16 protein-coding genes and 2 pseudogenes are annotated in these 16,538 nt (G+C 56.3%); 15 read left to right on the top strand and 3 right to left on the bottom strand.

The window, feature by feature from the left end; translation table 11 throughout:
* Positions 1 to 332: 332 nt before the first annotated feature.
* From BLW66_RS07640 to BLW66_RS07650, 3 genes are read left to right on the top strand one after another with little or no spacing between them, the layout of a single operon-like run.
* Entirely contained in the window at positions 333 to 1,544 is a 1,212-nt protein-coding gene (locus tag BLW66_RS07640) for a pyridoxal-phosphate-dependent aminotransferase family protein (protein WP_089946529.1), read from the top strand.
* On the top strand, positions 1,544 to 2,311 hold the full coding sequence (locus tag BLW66_RS07645) for a CDP-alcohol phosphatidyltransferase family protein (RefSeq protein WP_089946530.1): 768 nt from the start codon (positions 1,544 to 1,546) through the stop codon (positions 2,309 to 2,311). The genes BLW66_RS07640 and BLW66_RS07645 overlap by 1 nt, the downstream gene beginning before the upstream one ends.
* Before the next feature lie 36 nt (positions 2,312 to 2,347).
* Complete coding sequence (locus BLW66_RS07650) at positions 2,348 to 3,169, top strand: phosphocholine cytidylyltransferase family protein (RefSeq protein WP_089946531.1); 822 nt, start codon at positions 2,348 to 2,350, stop codon at positions 3,167 to 3,169.
* Between the two features lie 83 nt (positions 3,170 to 3,252).
* Here BLW66_RS07650 and BLW66_RS17895 read toward each other — a convergent pair whose 3' ends face one another.
* Complete coding sequence (locus BLW66_RS17895) at positions 3,253 to 3,501, bottom strand: hypothetical protein (protein ID WP_170833429.1); 249 nt, start codon at positions 3,499 to 3,501, stop codon at positions 3,253 to 3,255.
* An 89-nt stretch (positions 3,502 to 3,590) separates the two neighbouring features.
* Between BLW66_RS17895 and BLW66_RS07660 the strand changes: the two are divergent.
* The 3 genes and pseudogenes from BLW66_RS07660 to BLW66_RS07670 all read left to right on the top strand — a co-directional run.
* A pseudogene (locus BLW66_RS07660) lies at positions 3,591 to 3,695 on the top strand (co-chaperone GroES); the annotation flags it as partial.
* Positions 3,696 to 3,724: 29 nt separating this feature from the next.
* A pseudogene (locus tag BLW66_RS07665) lies at positions 3,725 to 3,991 on the top strand (TCP-1/cpn60 chaperonin family protein); the annotation flags it as partial.
* A gap of 147 nt (positions 3,992 to 4,138) precedes the next feature.
* Positions 4,139 to 5,056 carry an MYG1 family protein gene (locus BLW66_RS07670; RefSeq protein WP_089946534.1) on the top strand — a complete coding sequence of 306 codons (918 nt, stop codon included), beginning with the start codon at positions 4,139 to 4,141 and terminating at the stop codon, positions 5,054 to 5,056.
* A gap of 10 nt (positions 5,057 to 5,066) precedes the next feature.
* Here BLW66_RS07670 and BLW66_RS07675 read toward each other — a convergent pair whose 3' ends face one another.
* Entirely contained in the window at positions 5,067 to 5,735 is a 669-nt protein-coding gene (locus BLW66_RS07675) for a TetR/AcrR family transcriptional regulator (RefSeq protein ID WP_170833430.1), read from the bottom strand.
* Between the two features lie 187 nt (positions 5,736 to 5,922).
* On the opposite strand from BLW66_RS07675, the gene BLW66_RS07680 reads away from it, so the two are divergent.
* The 9 genes from BLW66_RS07680 to BLW66_RS07720 all read left to right on the top strand — a co-directional run bounded on the left by BLW66_RS07680 (position 5,923) and on the right by BLW66_RS07720 (position 15,111).
* Entirely contained in the window at positions 5,923 to 7,077 is a 1,155-nt protein-coding gene (locus tag BLW66_RS07680) for an efflux RND transporter periplasmic adaptor subunit (protein ID WP_089946536.1), read from the top strand.
* Positions 7,078 to 7,098: 21 nt separating this feature from the next.
* Entirely contained in the window at positions 7,099 to 10,206 is a 3,108-nt protein-coding gene (locus BLW66_RS07685; RefSeq protein ID WP_089946537.1) for an efflux RND transporter permease subunit, read from the top strand.
* 109 nt (positions 10,207 to 10,315) lie between these two features.
* Complete coding sequence (locus BLW66_RS07690; protein WP_089946714.1) at positions 10,316 to 10,927, top strand: ribonuclease D; 612 nt, start codon at positions 10,316 to 10,318, stop codon at positions 10,925 to 10,927.
* A gap of 9 nt (positions 10,928 to 10,936) precedes the next feature.
* Entirely contained in the window at positions 10,937 to 11,914 is a 978-nt protein-coding gene (locus tag BLW66_RS07695; protein WP_089946538.1) for a KpsF/GutQ family sugar-phosphate isomerase, read from the top strand.
* Between the two features lie 3 nt (positions 11,915 to 11,917).
* A complete protein-coding gene (lptC, locus tag BLW66_RS07700; protein WP_089946539.1) occupies positions 11,918 to 12,517 on the top strand; it encodes an LPS export ABC transporter periplasmic protein LptC in 600 nt (199 codons plus the stop codon).
* Between the two features lie 9 nt (positions 12,518 to 12,526).
* Entirely contained in the window at positions 12,527 to 13,036 is a 510-nt protein-coding gene (gene lptA, locus BLW66_RS07705; RefSeq protein WP_089946540.1) for a lipopolysaccharide transport periplasmic protein LptA, read from the top strand.
* Between the two features lie 2 nt (positions 13,037 to 13,038).
* Positions 13,039 to 13,800 carry an LPS export ABC transporter ATP-binding protein gene (gene lptB, locus BLW66_RS07710; protein ID WP_089946541.1) on the top strand — a complete coding sequence of 254 codons (762 nt, stop codon included), beginning with the start codon at positions 13,039 to 13,041 and terminating at the stop codon, positions 13,798 to 13,800.
* A 238-nt stretch (positions 13,801 to 14,038) separates the two neighbouring features.
* Complete coding sequence (hpf, locus tag BLW66_RS07715) at positions 14,039 to 14,611, top strand: ribosome hibernation-promoting factor, HPF/YfiA family (protein ID WP_089946542.1); 573 nt, start codon at positions 14,039 to 14,041, stop codon at positions 14,609 to 14,611.
* 35 nt (positions 14,612 to 14,646) lie between these two features.
* Complete coding sequence (locus tag BLW66_RS07720) at positions 14,647 to 15,111, top strand: PTS sugar transporter subunit IIA (RefSeq protein WP_089946543.1); 465 nt, start codon at positions 14,647 to 14,649, stop codon at positions 15,109 to 15,111.
* Here the strand turns inward: BLW66_RS07720 and BLW66_RS07725 are convergent.
* Positions 15,108 to 16,538 (bottom strand): nodulation protein NodH, encoded by a 1,431-nt coding sequence (locus BLW66_RS07725; protein WP_089946544.1) that lies wholly within the window; start codon positions 16,536 to 16,538, stop codon positions 15,108 to 15,110. The genes BLW66_RS07720 and BLW66_RS07725 overlap by 4 nt on opposite strands.

Here is a 16,538-nt window from a genome sequence, read left to right on the forward strand (position 1 = left end):
TTTGCTCTGTACTTATACAGCTCCGCGGTCAGACAGGATCGCAGCCAATACGCGACAAGGTTACCTGCTTCAGCGCACCTTGTCTGTCTACCACGAAATTCGAATATTTTTGGGGCCAACAGGGCGTTAGTTTCAGCGCGCAATGGTGGCCCAATCCGCAACACGTGTGGAATAAAGTCATTTTCAGTTCTGCCCGCGTTCAATTTTGGGACGCCAAATCCACGGCATCTTCTCAGGCTGTGTCTTCGAAATCGATTTGTGCCCTCTCGGTGTTCACGCGCGTTCCTCGCACGTGGAGATATCATGGGCGTAGCGGCTTTGCGTCCAAGGGCATGAGGTCGAAGAAGATTGAACTTGTTTTGGACAAATACCTGCTGTTCACCCCCGGCCCTGTCAATGTGGCCGCTTCCCTTCGCAATGCGATCTGCAAAGAAGACATTTGCCACCGCGAACCCGACTTTGATAGTCTTCTGGCGAGCATAGAGCAAAAGCTGCTCACCCTGTTTGAGATCAGAAAACGCAACCGCTACCGTGCCGTTGTTATCACTGGGTCAGGGACTGCCGCAAATGAAGCTATCTTGTCTTCTGTCGTAGGGACCGGCGCGATTCTGATCCTATCGAATGGCGAGTTTGGGGAACGGTTGTACAAAACCTCGCTTATTCACAACGCCCGCACTCATCTGCTGCAACAGCCTTGGGGCATCCCGTTCGATACGGACCAGATCGCGGCCTACCTTGCGACCCATAAGATTGATGTCGTCGCGATGGTCCATCACGAGACATGTTCAGGCATGCTGAACCCGCTTGCCGCGATCGGTACACTGGCAAAGACGCATGGCGCGATCTTTGTCGTGGATGGCGTCAGTTCTGTTGGGGCCGAAGTTGTTGATATGGAGCGTTGTAATATCGCCTTTTGTTCCAGTTCAAGCTCCAAGGCAATTGGATCTTATCCCGGTTTGTCGTTTGTGATCGGGCGCAAGAAACAGTTTAAAAAGCTGAAACTGCATGCCCCAAAGACGACATATCTGAACCTCGCGACATTCTATCGTTTCCTCAAGGACCATAGCCAGACACCCAACACGCCCGCTGTCCCGCTGTTTTTCGCTCTAGATCAAGCGCTGGCCAACATTCTATCCGAAGGTGTCGCCACTCGTTTCGCCCGCATCCGTGCGCGCGCGGATCAGCTTCGATTGGGGATGCGCAAACTCAACCTTGAATTCGTTCTGGATGAGGCGAACATGTGCGCGATCCTGACGACCGTTAAAGTGCCGCCGTCAATCTCGGTACGTGATCTGCGTGACAAGCTACGCGAGAAATCAATCATTATCTATGAAGGTAAGGGCTGTTTTGCCGGAAAAGTCTTTCAGGTCGGCAACATCGGCGAACTGTCAGATCATGATACCCAGTTCTTTGTCAGTACACTAAGGGACGTCCTGCTCGAACTTCAGGCAAAAGCCGCCGATGTTGTCGCCCCCATCCAGCCAAAGATATCCAAGCCAATCTTGTCGGCACTTGGGACGCATAAGCGGATTGCGATCATATAATGATAGACAAAGCAGCACGACTTTGGGCGACGAAAACCAAGAATGATGAATGGTGGTCGTCGTTTGTTACAGCGCCCCTTGGGATCGTTGCTAATTATTGGGCCGTGGACATTCCATCGCTGACGCCGAACCGGATCACTGCCTTATCCTTTGCTGTCGCGGTCGCTGCGACCTTTTGCATTTTGACCGGTGGCTCTGGCTGGTTCTTGGTTGCAGCCATTCTGATCCATCTCAGTCATATTCTTGACTGTATGGACGGCCAAATGGCGCGTTACCGGAAGGTGTCCTCCCCTGTTGGCAGCTACTTTGATCGCCTCACAGATCAGGTGCAGGTCACGCTTTGGTTCGGGGCAGCGGGTTATGCCGCTTACGCGCAATCGCTCAGTGTGGTGCCCGTGTTCCTTGTCCTGATTGGTATCGCGTTCTACGGGCTGCGTGGATATGTGAAGTATGTCGCACTTGAGATCGAGACAGCGCACGATCCTGACTATCCCGCTAAGATAGCACGCCTGGAACGGAAGGACCCTGTGGCCGGTCTAGGCTTTGGTGTCGTGGCAAATGTCAGGTGGTTCTTGAAAGAACAGCCCAAGCTCTTCGCCTTTGACGAAGGCGTGTTCGTCTTCATGCTGTCAGCGGCGCTGATCTTTGATCAGCTCACACCGATGCTGTGGATCTTTGCCGCTAGTCAGGTGTTTTGGGGCACCTTCAAATCATGGCAACGCGGCAGAAATCTTGACGCGAACCACAAGCTTTCAATTCAGAAATAATTTTCAGCATCGCTGATGATTAAAGGACCAAAGTATATGAAATACGAAAACAACCGCCCACCTATGGCCGTTATTCTTGCCGCTGGCATCGGATCCCGCCTCAGACCGTTAACGGACGAAAGCGCAAAAAGCCTGCTGTCTGTTGGCGGCTCTGTCATCTTGGAGCGTATGATCCGCAATTGCCTAAGCTGCGGGATCTCCCAATTCGTTTTGGTGCTGGGCCACCGCGCGGACGAAATTAAACAGTTCGTCGACAAGGCCTTTCGCGGGATCCGCGTTACCTATGTAATTAACGACCGGTATCGTGACACTAACACCGGCTATTCCCTGATGCTTGCTTCAGCGGTTGTAGGAACTGCCGAGTTCATAAAATTCGACGCAGATGTGGTGTTTGACACCAGAATTCTGCGTGAATTAGTCGATAGCGATTTGCCGAACGTCCTGTGCATCGACCGCAACATTGCGCTGGCCGATGAGGAGGTGAAAGTCATCACGGATGGCCAAATGCGGGTTTGCGAGATTGGTAAAACAGTCGACCCTATCAAGGCACTAGGTGAATCCATTGGAATTGAAAAAATTAGCGCTGTTACAGGTCCACTGGTATTCGCCGAGCTGAAGGAGATGATGCAAAGCGCCGCGAATGCGCAGGAGTATTATGAAGCAGCCTACGCCCGGCTAATCGGTAAAGGGGTACCGTTTCACGCGCTGGACATCACAGGGATGAAATGGACCGAGATTGATACGGTCGAGGATTTCGCTGTTGCAAACGCATTGTTTGGGTCACCTGTCACGACCGTATCACGCGGGCAACAACAAGTGTTGGACCAAGCGGGCACAACTCCGCTGCGTCCCATATAGGCCCACAGAAAGATTCATTGCGCGTCTGTAACTGGCGCGTGATGCGTACCGTAGCCTCGCTCAGTCAATATGGCATTGGGTCGCTACATTTTGGAAGGACAGACAATGGCCAAAGGTAAAAACAGCAACAGAGAAGCCAAGAAACCAAAGCAAGAAAAGCCGAAAGTCTCCGCAACGGCGAACTCCAACGCTGGAAAACCTGCAATCTCGATTGCAGGTAAGAAGGTGAAGTAAGACAGCAAGGCCAGCCGTTTGGCGTTGATACTTGGAGCGAGTTTTCCAAAAGAAATAAAGTTCAGCAGCCACTTGCAGAGGTCTACTTTTATAGCCACCTCGATAGCATTGGCACTCAGGTGTGTCGAGTGCCAATGCATTTCTACGCACGCTACCTATACCGGAAATCTCAAGAAGGAGCATTCCCATGACGTTTTCCCCCCTCCATGAACGTGTCCTCGTGCGTTGCATTGAAAGCAACGAAAAAACATCCGGTAGTCTGATCATTCCTGAAAGCGCCAAAAACAAACCTTAGGAAGGCGAGGTTGTCTCTGTCGGCGCGGGCGCAAAGGGCGCAACGTGGTGATCGACAAGCCCTATGGTGCGCCGCATATCACGAAGGAAGGTGTAACCATGGCCAAAGAAATTGAACTGTCTGACCCATTTGAAAATATGGGTGCTCAGCTGGTCAAGGATGTCGCATCGTTCACCGACGATAAAGCAGGCGATGGTACAACCACCGCGACTGTTCTGGCCCAAGCCATTATCAAAGAAGGAATGAAGGCTGTCGCTGCGGGTATGAACCCGATTGACCTCAAGCGAGGGATCGCAAGGCAGTCACTGCTGCTTCCCCAAATTTAAGACGAACACAAAGTTCACCCCATCGCGGTCCAGCCGATCCGGCGGTTTGCCCTCCGGCGACTATGTGCGTAGAAGCCGCGAACAACACCCCTCCCAACCGCTTGGAGCTCCGCCATGACTGTCACCCAACTCGTCACCCACTCGGGCGGCTTTCACGCGGATGAACTGATGTCATCCGTCATCCTGACGCAGCTTTTCCCGCAAGCGGATCTATTGCGGACGCGGGATGCGGAGCTTTTAACGCCAGCGGCAGGGCGGATCATTTATGACGTCGGCCGTGACTTTGACGCGGAGGCGCAGATATTCGATCATCATCAGCGGCCTAATCCGCTTCGCGAAGACGGCCAGCCATTCAGCTCTTTCGGTTTGATCTGGGCGCATTACGGCCGGGCTTACCTCGCCGCGATGGGTGTTCCTGAAGCCGACGTTGACGCAATCCATACCTCGTTTGACACCAAGTTCGTGCTGCCAATCGACCTATTGGATAACGGCGCTATGGAGCCATCTGTCGCCGGGCCGCTTTCCATTTTGACACTGCCCTCCCTTCTAGGCAGCTTGAAGCCCGTCTTCGACGACCCATCGCCGACTGCCGACGATGACGCGTTTCACGCGGCACTGCCAATCGCGCGCAGCTTCATTGAGGCTTTTGTGCAGAACCTTGCGGCCAAGTATCGTGCGCAAGATCTTGTGATGAACGCCATTGCCGATGCGGGCGATTCCGCAATCCTAGAGCTACCGATGGGCATGCCTTACCGCTCCGCCCTCGAAAAAGCAGAGGCCGATCACATCTTGTTCGTTGTTAACCCGCGCGGCGGGGACTGGACCCTTAACGGGATCAAACTGTCGAACGACACGTTCGAGCAACGCGCGGACCTTCCCGCCGCCTGGGCCGGTTTAACCGATGCTGCGTTGGAAGATGCGTCCGGCGTGAAAGGCGCGAAATTCTGTCACAACGCCCGCTTCATCGCTGTCGCAGATACCCGTGACGCCATTCTGGAAATGGCCAAGATCGCGGTTGAAGAAGCAAAATAACGCGCCGCGACTATGGCGCGCACCCCCTTAGGAAAATGGTGATCGCTAGCTCCCTGCGCCGCGCCACCGCAGCGTCGTCGAGCCGTGGGTCGCTGGGGTGGAGCAATGGAAACAGGATATTCTCGAACGTCATATCCAGCAACATGTCTGCGGCGAGGTCCACCTCCTTCGGGTCAAGCATGATCTCCCCCGCCTCAACGGCACGGGATAGCTCCGCACTCACATAACCCATCAAGGCACCACGCCCGTTGGCATAGAGCTGCTGGGCGAGCACTGGATATGTCTGCGCCTTCGCGATGATGGAGCGCAAAAACTCCAATTTGGTCGCCTCGCTTCCGGGTGGCGCATTGATGCGCAAGAGAAGGGACAGGCGGTCCCGCAACGGTCGCTGCAAGTCTTCTGCGCTAAGCGGCAAAAAAATCGTCCGCGAAATATCCACGATTGCGCGAATCAACAATTCTTCGCGGCTTTTGAAGTGTGCATAAACCGTACGCTTCGACATGCCTGTGCGACTGGCGATCGCCGCCATCGTGACATCGTCGAAGGGCACCTCCAGCAGCAACTGCGCAGTCGCCCGCAAAATTGCCGCCTCCCGCGCGCTTGTATCCATTTGCGGGGGTCGTCCACGCCGCGTCCTGCCGCATAGCTCGCCCTCGGCGGGCGATGTGTCACTGCTCATAATGCCTGCTATCAAACCTTGGATGTGCGCCATCGCACAGCCCGCCATACTTTACAAAACTATCGGGTTTCCTTAATTGCAGCGCAAGTGTGTTTTTTGCCGTCGTCGCGGCAGGTAGCATGTCGCGCAAGCCATTACTGTTTCATCACTGATCCGCTGATCGGTCTATCCACTGGAGCCATCCTCGATGCCTCGTACTTCCTTCGCACGTATCAGCGGTTTGTCGGCCGCGTTTATCCTTGCGCTTGCCCTTCCAATGGCAGCAACCGCCCAAGACGGACCACCGCCGACGCCCGTCACTGTTGTGACGCTTGAGGCAAGCGACGTGACATTGACCGCGCCGCTTCCGGGTCGTGTCGCCGCCTCGTCCGAAGCAGAGGTCCGCCCGCAAGTGAACGGAATTATTCGCGAGCGGCTTTATGTGGAAGGCCGCCCCGTCGCAAAAGGCGATCTGCTCTACCGCATCGACTCAGCATCCTACGAAGCGCAAAAAGCCTCTGCCGAGGCGCAATTGGCACAAGCCAACGCTTCTCTGAAATCAGCAGAACGTGAATTGGGCCGCCAACAGGCATTGAAGGCAAGAAACGTCGTCTCTCAACAGAACTTGGATAACGCAGTCTCCGCACGCGAAATTGCACTGGCGAGCGTTAAGGTCGCTGAGGCACAAGTTCTGGCTACAGAGATTGATCTGGAGCGCACGGCCATCCGCGCCCCCATTGCGGGCATTGCAGGCCTCAGCGACGTCAGCCCGGGCGCCTTGGTCACATCGGGCCAAGCGACGCCACTGACAACGATCCGCGCGCTTGATCCTGTCCACGTCGACGTGACGCAGGCCGCCGCTGACATGCTGCGCTGGCGCCGCGCGGATGGTGGCGCGAAATTTGCCGAGGAATTGGGCCAAATCGTGGAATTGAAGTTGGCTGACGGCACCACCTACGAGCATCAAGGCGAGTTGTCCGCCGCTGAACCCCATGTGAAAGAAGACACCGGCACCATTGTGCTGCGCCTGTCCTTCCCCAACCCTGACGGCTTCCTCCTGCCCGGCATGTACGTGCAAGTTGATATGCCGCAAGGTGTCGTGAAAAATGCGATCCTCGTGCCACAACAAGCCGTTTCCCGTGACCGCCGCGGGGAGCCGATGGCGCTTGTCGTGAATGCTGACAACGTGGTCGAGCAGCGGAAGCTCACGGTGCTGCGTGACCAAGGGAACCACTGGGTGGTGACTGCGGGTGTCGCCGAAAAAGAGCGGGTTATCGTCTCGGGGCTGCAAAAGACCGCCGCTGGTGCCACCGTCACCCCGCAAGAACAGGGGGCCGCAGAGGCCCCTGCTGAAAACAACTAAGCTCAGATCTGAGAGTATCCCATGGCCCGTTTCTTCATTGACCGCCCTATTTTTGCATGGGTGATTTCGATCCTCATTATGGGCATCGGCCTTCTGTCCATGGTATCGCTGCCAGTCGCGCAATACCCGCAGATCGCACCGCCATCTGTCGCCATCAATGCAACTTACCCGGGTGCATCGGCCGAAACGGTAGCAAACACAGTCACGCAGATCATTGAGCAGCAGATGACCGGCCTCGACGGGATGCGCTACGTTTCGTCCTCGTCGACATCGTCGGGGTCCGCGACGATCACGCTGACATTCGAAACAGGAACAGACCCTGACATTGCGCAAGTTCAGGTGCAGAATAAACTCTCGCAGGCCACCGCGCTACTGCCCGAAGCGGTGCAGCGCCAAGGTGTGACGGTGCAGAAATCCTCTGCCGGGTTCTTGATGGTCATCGGTCTGATCTCCGAAGACGGCAGCTTGGATCAGGCCGACCTGTCAGACTATTTGAACTCCAACCTTGTGGACGCCTTCAGCCGGATCGAAGGCGTGGGGGGGACACAGGTGTTTGGCGCGAAATACGCGATGCGGATTTGGCTCGATCCGTCGAAACTTGCCGCCTTCGACATGACGCCATCCGATGTTGTCTCTTCGGTGTCGTCGCACAACGCGCAAATTTCGGCAGGCTCTTTCGGCTCTCTCCCTGCGCCGGACGGTCAGGCGTTTACCGCCACCATCACCGCTCAATCGCTACTGGAAACGCCCGAAGACTTCCGCAACATCATCCTGCGCTCTGAGGCGGACGGCGGCCTTGTGTTGTTGGAAGACGTCGCGCGCGTAGAGATTGGCGCTGAAAACTACATGGCAATCGCCAAGTACAACGGAAACCCCGCGTCGGGCATGGCCGTTCAGCTAGCACCAGGGGCCAACGCGCTCGACACCTCCAAACTGGTGCGGGAGCTAATCGAGGAGTACTCCGAGTTCTTCCCCGAAGGCATGTCCTACGTCATTCCATATGACACCACGCCATTCATCGAAATCTCCATCCACGAGGTTCAGAAAACATTAATGGAGGCCATCGTTCTGGTGTTCTTCGTGATGCTTTTGTTCCTGCAGAACCTGCGCGCCACGCTGATCCCCACGCTGGCCGTTCCTGTTGTTATCCTTGGTACCTTCGGAATCCTGGCGGCCTTTGGCTTCACCATTAACGTTCTGACCATGCTGGCCATGGTCTTGGCGATCGGCCTTCTTGTGGATGACGCCATCGTGGTGGTCGAAAACGTCGAGCGCATCATGGAGGAAGAGGGCCTTTCCCCCCGCGAAGCCACCCGCAAATCCATGGACCAAATCACAGGCGCCTTGGTCGGGATTGCGCTCGTTATTTCAGCCGTATTCGTACCAATGGCATTCTTCGGCGGGTCCACCGGCGTTATCTACCGCCAGTTTTCGGTGACGATCGTATCAGCGATGATGCTGTCTGTTCTGGTGGCCCTGACATTGACGCCTGCGCTTTGCGCAACGTTACTGAAAAGCAAGGACACGCAGCACACGGCACGCGGGCCGTTTGGCTGGTTCAACCGCGCCTTTGACAAACTGGCTGGCGGTTACGGCTGGACAGTGAACTTCGTCATCCGTCGCCCACTTCGTATGCTGATGGTTTACGCTCTCATGGGTGCGGGCATCGCTTGGCTCTTCTTGCAGACCCCCACAGGCTTTCTGCCCGACGAGGATCAAGGCATCATGCTGGCGCTGGTTCAGGGGCCATCCGGCTCCACCTCAGAAAACACGCTGAAGGCAACGCAGCAAATCCAAGACCACTTTCTGAATACAGAAGCCGACAACGTCGATTCCGTGTTCAGCGTAGTAGGCTTTTCTTTCAGCGGTGCCGGCCAGAATAACGGCCTAGCCTTCGTCCGTCTCAAGGACTGGGAAGACCGACCAAACCCCGGACAATCGGTGCAAGCCCTCGCTGGTCGCGCCTTCCCCGTTATGATGGGCATTCAGGAAGCCATGGCTTTCCCGATCGTGCCGCCAGCGGTGACAGAGCTTGGCAACGTGTCGGGCTTTGACTTCTATCTTCAGGCGCAGGGCGGCCAGTCGCATGAGCAGCTATTGGAAGCGCGCAATCAGGTGCTGGGCAGAGCGGCACAAAGCCCACTTATCGCGTCGGCACGGCCTTCCGGACTAGAGGACGCGACCCAGTTCAAACTGGACATCGACTGGCGTGCCGCTGGCGCGATGGGCGTCTCTCCGTCAAACGTAGGCAACACTTTGGCCATTGCGATGGCGGGCACATATGTGAACGACTTCAACGACAACGGCCGTACCAAACGCGTCTACGTGCAAGGTGAGGCGGAGTCCCGCGCCACCCCGTCCGATCTGCAGCGCTGGCGGGTTCGCAACTCCGCGGGTGAATTGGTTCCGTTCTCCAACTTCTCAAGCGAACGTTGGGTGTACGGCCCGCAGGGGCTGACACGCTACAACGGCACGCCCGCCATGCAAATCCAAGGCTCGCCCGCACCGGGTGTGGCTACGGGCGAGGCCATGTTGGAAATCGAAAGCTTTGTCGAAGACATGCCCGGCTTCTCCGTGGCGTGGACGGGGTTGTCACTAGAGGAGCGCGAATCCGGCTCGCAAGCGCCGATGCTTTACGCACTGTCCCTTGCCGCTATTTTCTTCTGCCTCGCTGCACTCTACGAGAGCTGGTCGATCCCGTTTTCGGTCATGCTAGCTATGCCCGTCGGCATTTTGGGAACGCTCTTCACCGCATGGAACTTCGGCTTCCAGAACGGCGTGTTTTTCCAAGTTGGTCTGCTGACCGTCATCGGGCTTACGGGGAAGAACGCCATCCTCATTGTGGAATTCGCACGCGATCAGGTCGATAGCGGCAAGAACCTCTACGACGCGGTCTTGTCCGCTGCACGTCAGCGGTTCCGGCCAATCATCATGACGTCCTTGGCATTCTCACTTGGGGTTGTGCCACTGGTGTTGTCATCGGGCGCAGGGTCGGGCGGACGTCAATCCGTCGGCGCGGCAGTCCTTGGCGGGACGATTACAGGGACCGTTCTTGGCATTATCTTCGTACCGCTGTTCTTCATATTGGTGCGCAAGCTGATGAGCCGTCGCAAGGTAGACGCCACCTAAACAGTGGTACCTTGCGACGGCGGACAAAAGCCGCCGCGCAGATCAGCGTTATTGAATATCACGCCTAAACGGCCTATCCCGCTTTAACAATTCGATGGGAGCCCTGCGCGTGGCCAATTTCCTGCACCAAAACGACCTGCCTGACGATCTGAACCTTGGCCCTGTCGTGGCGATTGATTGCGAAACAATGGGCCTGCATCCGCACCGCGACAGGCTGTGCGTCGTGCAATTGTCAGGCGGCGATGGCAATGCCCACCTTGTGCAGATAGCGAAGGGGCAGACCGACGCCCCGAACCTGTCGAAGTTGCTTGAAGATCCCGACACGCTGAAGCTGTTCCACTATGGCCGCTTCGATATCGCGGCGATGTATAACGCGTTCGGCGCGCTCGCGGCACCTGTGTACTGCACAAAAATCGCATCCAAACTTGTGAGAACCTACACTGACCGCCACGGCCTGAAAAACCTGTTGCAAGAGTTGGTCACCGTTGACGTGTCCAAGCAACAGCAATCCAGCGATTGGGGGGCCCCCACGCTAACCAAGGCGCAGCAAGACTACGCCGCATCCGATGTTTTGCACCTCCATAAGCTAAAGGTCGAACTCGACCGGATGCTTGATCGGGAAGACCGAACGGAATTGGCGCAAAGCTGCTTTGACTTCTTGCCGACCCGCGCTCGGCTGGATTTGGCCGGTTGGCCTGAAATTGACATTTTCGCGCACTAGATAGCACCTATGAAAAACAAAACATCATCAGACACATTCATTAACATCGGTCGCCGCGTGATCGCCCGCGAGGCCGCAGCGCTGGAACTCCTTGCGGATAGCTTGGACGACAGCTTTGCAAAGGCTGTTGATTTGATGCTTGGCGCAACTGGCCGCGTTATCATATGTGGCATGGGTAAATCCGGACATGTTGCCCGCAAGATCGCCGCGACACTGGCATCCACCGGAACGCCCGCGCATTTCGTCCATCCCGCAGAGGCTAGTCACGGCGACTTGGGCATGATGGCCCAAGGTGACGTGGCACTGATCCTGTCGAACTCCGGCGAAACGCCAGAGCTGGCTGACGTCATCGCCTACACGCGGCGGTTCAGCATTCCGATGATCGGCGTGGCAAGCCGCCCTGACAGCACATTGATCAAACAATCCGACGTCGCACTCATCCTTCCAAAGGCGGAGGAGGCCTGCGACACAGGAGTTGTCCCAACGACCTCCACCACTATGACGCTGGCCTTGGGCGACGCCCTTGCAATCGCGCTGATGGAGCATCGTCATTTCACACCGGAAAACTTCCGCGACTTCCACCCCGGTGGCAAGCTCGGCGCGCGTTTGTCGAAGGTTGCTGACCTGATGCACTCAGGGACGGAGCTTCCGCTCATTGCGATGGAAGCACCTATGTCCGACGTCCTGATTGCCATCAGCCAAAAGGGCTTCGGAGTTGTGGGTGTCACCGCCCCGAATGGCGACTTGGCAGGGATTATCACCGACGGTGACTTGCGACGGCACATGAAAGGCCTGCTGGATATGACAGCGGCAGAAGTGATGACCGCCAATCCAAAAACCATCGCGCCTGACGCGCTGGCAGAAACCGCAGTGGCGAACATGAACGACCGCAAAATCACCTGTCTGTTCGTAACCAAGGCGGGAAACGGTGGCCCGCCACTGGGCATCTTGCACATCCATGACTGCCTTCGCGCTGGCGTCGCTTAGCGTATGGCCCGCGTCGACAACAGGTATTCGCGCTTCGTGCTCTGGGCAAAGGTTATCTTTCCCTTGGTCGCGCTTGGCCTGCTGTCGACAATGTTCTTGTTCTCTCGGACACTGGACCCGTCAGATGCGATCCCTTTTGCCGACATTGATATCGAGAAAATCGCGCGCGAGCAGACGCTGACGTCGCCCCGTTTTTCCGGCACGACCAGCGATGGCTCTGCAATCACCGTAGACGCAGAAAGCGCCCTGCCTGACCTGACCGATTTGCGCCGCCTTACCATCCAAAAAGTGGTCGCGAGGATCGAATCCCAAGACGGCCCATCCTACGGCCTCATTGCAGACCAAGCGGTTTACGACGGCAACGGTGGGGTGCTTGATATGGAAGGCCGGGTGCGGGTTTCGACCTCCACAGGCTACAGCCTCGAGACCGAGAACCTGACTGCCAGCCTTAAAGACACGAAAATCGACGCGCCGGGCGCTGTGTCGGGTCGCGGTCCTGCGGGGCGGTTGTCAGCAGGTTCCATGACACTGACAACAGATGGCGACACACAGGTTCTTGTTTTCAAGAATGGCGTGAAGCTGATATATGTTCCGAAAGAGTAGAGGGTAATTATGACAATCGTATCCAGATTTGCCGCCGCGGCGGCGCTAGCCCTCCTTTTGATTGGCGGAATGGCCCACGCCCAAGGGGCCTCTGTCGCGTTTGGCGGCTTGAAGCATGACGCATCCCTACCCGTTGAAATCACCGCCGACGAACTCACGGTAGATCAAACCACGGGCAGCGCTGTCTTCAGCGGCAACGTTGTCGCGGGCCAAGGTGAAATGCGATTGAGCGCGAGCCGCGTGCAGGTGCAGTACGCAACCGAAAACGGCGAAGCCACGGGTCGCATTGACCAGCTCATCGCCACAGGCAGCGTCACGCTGGTCAACGGTGCGGAAGCCGCCGAAGCAGAGAAAGCCGTATACTCTGTTGATGCGGCGAATATCGTAATGACGGGCAACGTGATCCTGACCCAAGGCGTCAATGCGCTATCGGGCGAGAAGCTTACCGTGGACCTAAACACTGGCTCTGGCCGAATGTCCGGCCGCGTGCGCACGATTTTCCGCACTGGCGGAAACTAAAGATGAGCGATGCGCCTAACCTGAACGTCAAAGAAGGCTCGTCCGGTCTGAAGGTTACGGGGCTGCGCAAGAACTACAAGCGCCGCCCCGTTATCCGCGATGTGTCGATCGAATTGGCACGCGGTGAGGTTGTGGCCCTGCTTGGCCCTAACGGATCAGGCAAAACGACCTGCTTTTACTCCATCGCAGGCTTGGTAACGCCCGAAGCTGGCACGGTGACAATCGACGGGCGCGATGTGACACTGCTGCCGATGTATCGCCGCGCCAAGCTGGGAATCGGGTATCTGCCACAGGAAATGTCGATCTTTCGCGGTCTCAGCGTCGAAGACAACATTCTGGCGATTCTAGAGATTTCCATTAGAAACCGCACCAAACGTCGCGAACGCTTGGAAGAGCTGCTCAGCGAATTTTCCATCGTACACCTGCGCCGTGCGCCCGCATTATCGCTGTCCGGCGGGGAACGCCGCCGCGCCGAAATTGCTCGATGCCTTGCCGCCGATCCAAAATACCTCCTCCTTGATGAACCGTTTGCGGGCGTAGACCCGATCGCCGTTGGCGAAATCAGGGGGCTTGTCGCCGACCTTAAAAAACGGGGTATTGGCGTGCTGATAACCGACCATAACGTGCGAGAAACACTAGAAATTGTGGACCGCGCATACATTTTGCACGACGGCCACGTTTTGATGAGCGGAACCACCGACGAAGTCGTCAAAGACGAAAACGTGCGCCGCGTTTATCTTGGCCAAGATTTCCGTATTAACTAAAATTGCCCAAATCAAAAAACGGTGCCCGTGCATCTATTTGATTGACACAAGGCCGTCCCTCGTCGCCAAATGGGGTCAATGAGTGATCGACAGCCCCAGGCTTTGGTCTTGCCTTGCGCAAACCTCGAAACGGAAACGTCCCGCACCCTCGGGCGATACCAGACACTCAATCCAAATCCGGCCAAGACCTTAGGATTTTGGTCGGTGATTCCCCCCAATAAACGAACAAGGAGACGCCATGCGGTACCAAATCACAGGCAAACAGATAGACATCGGCGAAGCGCTGCAAACACACGTGCGCACAGAGCTGGGCAGCACTCTGGATAAGTATGCAGGTCGCCCCACTGACGCTACGGTCATCTTCTCCAAAAGCGCTCATGAATATGTTTGTGAGGCCATCGTGCACCTTAGCACCGGATTAACGACACAAGCGCGCGGCCATAGCACCGAAATCTATGCCGCTCTCGACCAGTGTGTCGAGAAAATGGACAAGCAACTCCGGCGCTACAAACGTCGCCTCAAGGACCACCACAAGGAGAGGTCACAACCAGTTGAACTTTCGGGTGCTTCCTCCTATATCCTTGCCGCAAGCGGGGAGTCAGAAGATTCAGAGCCCGAAAACCTGCAGCCAATCATCGTTGCAGAAATGGAAACAAATATCCCTTCGATCTCGGTTGGGGAAGCCGTGATGCAGATGGAAATTGCGGGGGCACCTGTGCTAGTGTTCCGCAACGAGGGAAACAAAAACGTCAACGTCGTGTACATGCGCGAGGATGGCAACATAGGCTGGATTGACCCCGCAAGCAGCTAAATAGGCCATCAACGGCCATGTTCAGAGAGCAGGCTATGCAAATCTCGGAAATCCTGACTCAGTCGGCAGTGAAAACTGTTTCGGCTGTCACAAGCAAAAAACGCCTCTTTCAGGAGATCTCTGAAATTGCGTGTACCGCACATGGAATTCCGACCGATTTGGCGCTGGAAGCCCTTCTTGAACGCGAATCCCTTGGCCCAACAGGTGTGGGCCATGGGGTGGCGTTGCCCCACGCGCGGGTGAAAGACCTAGATAAGGTCGTATCCGTGTTCTTGCGGGTAGAGCGCCCGTTAGATTTCGATTCCGCTGATCGTCATCCAGTCGACTTGTTTTTCGCCCTGTTCGCACCGGAAACCGCTGGGGTGAACCACCTGAAAGCGTTGGCGCTGGTATCACGCACGATGCGCAACAGCGACGTGTGCACCAAGTTGCGGTCCAACACGGACGCAACCGCGCTGCACGCGATCCTGACTGAAGTTGCGGAATCGAAGGCGGCTTAGCCTTCGTCCCACGCGCCAAACCCGAAGTTGATATAGTCCTTGCGGTAGGCTGCCATCGACAGCTTTTCCAGCTCTTTGTCGTAAATGTCGGCCAAGGCAAACGGCCCCGCTTCTGGCTCAACCTCGAGCGCGCCCGCCTCCAAGCCCAGCGATTGCGCCAGTGCCACCAAGCCGGCTGATATTTCTCCCTCCCGTAGGATAACATCGGGCAAAACGACACCCGCCGCACCCTGCAGCAACGCCGATTGAGTGGCCCAGACCGCATCAATGCGAACGCTCGTTTGCCCCGCCAAGTTACCTTTGAGAAATTCCAAGAAATTTGCAAACGCCGCGCGGTGCTCAAGCTTGGTGTAACCTTCCAAATCACCCTGACCCGGAACAGAAATGCCGTACTTGTTGCGCATAACCTTGCGCGGGTCAGCGAAGTTGTCTTCTCTTTTGGGGACGATGTATTCGCAAAAAACCCTGTGCGCCCGCTCCAGCGGGTGCCGTATCACGGTAAAGCTGCGATGCCCGGGATTGCCGCGTTTCCATTGGCGCAACGATTTCTGGGACAGGTTCGTGTGCAGGTGTTCTTCCGTGACCCCGTCAATATCAGCAAGCCAACCCAGCACCGACTGCTTTGGCGCGGCGGCGACGGGGATAAACAAAATCGGCGCCTCAGCGGCAAGGTAGAACCCCGGCACACCCGGGCCACGACGTGGTTCAAAGTTGGGCGTGTCCGACAGTGAGAAGTGATCAATACCCGCCAGATCTTTGACCATCTGGGTGTAGTTCGTCACCTTGTCTTCCAGCCCGCTGGGGTTTTGCTTCTTAACAGAATTGGGTGTCGAATTTATCTGCTCTTGGGATCCGATAAACCGCGCCATACCGTTGATCACATCTACGTCGCCAATGTCTTCATAAGCAACATAGAAGCCAGTTTGGCCGGACACTTGCATCCCCTTGAGTATGTCCAGTTGGAACAGTTTCTTGGCGGCTAAGTGCTGCTCAAACTCTTCGCGGTCGAACTCCACTGTGGCCGACCTGCGTTGCTTCATGTCGGACAGTTTCCACTGCCCTGTCTGCGCCGCAATCTTGAGTGACACATAGCTGTCGAGCGGGTTGCGCGTCAGAATAATCTTCGCGCATTTCGGGTCAGCCAGCACATGCGCCATGACACGCGGGTCATGGTCGTTAAAAAACCGGAACCCCGGAAAGCCGTCGGTGTTTTCTTTCATGCGCTCGATCAGCGATAGCGGTGAAATCTCCCGCTGGGCCATATCGACGCCGAACAGAGCATCCTTGTTATGATGACCCACGAAGTGAGGGTTGTAGGCTTCGCCATAGCAGTGAAGGTCCGGAAATTCGTTCAGGCTTGCTTCAAGGAAGTTGGAGCCGGTGCGCATTTCGGCAAAAACAACGAAGTATTCGAAAGGCTTGCTCAT

Source organism: Litoreibacter albidus, assembly GCF_900107015.1.
In the GTDB taxonomy this organism is placed as follows: domain Bacteria; phylum Pseudomonadota; class Alphaproteobacteria; order Rhodobacterales; family Rhodobacteraceae; genus Litoreibacter; species Litoreibacter albidus.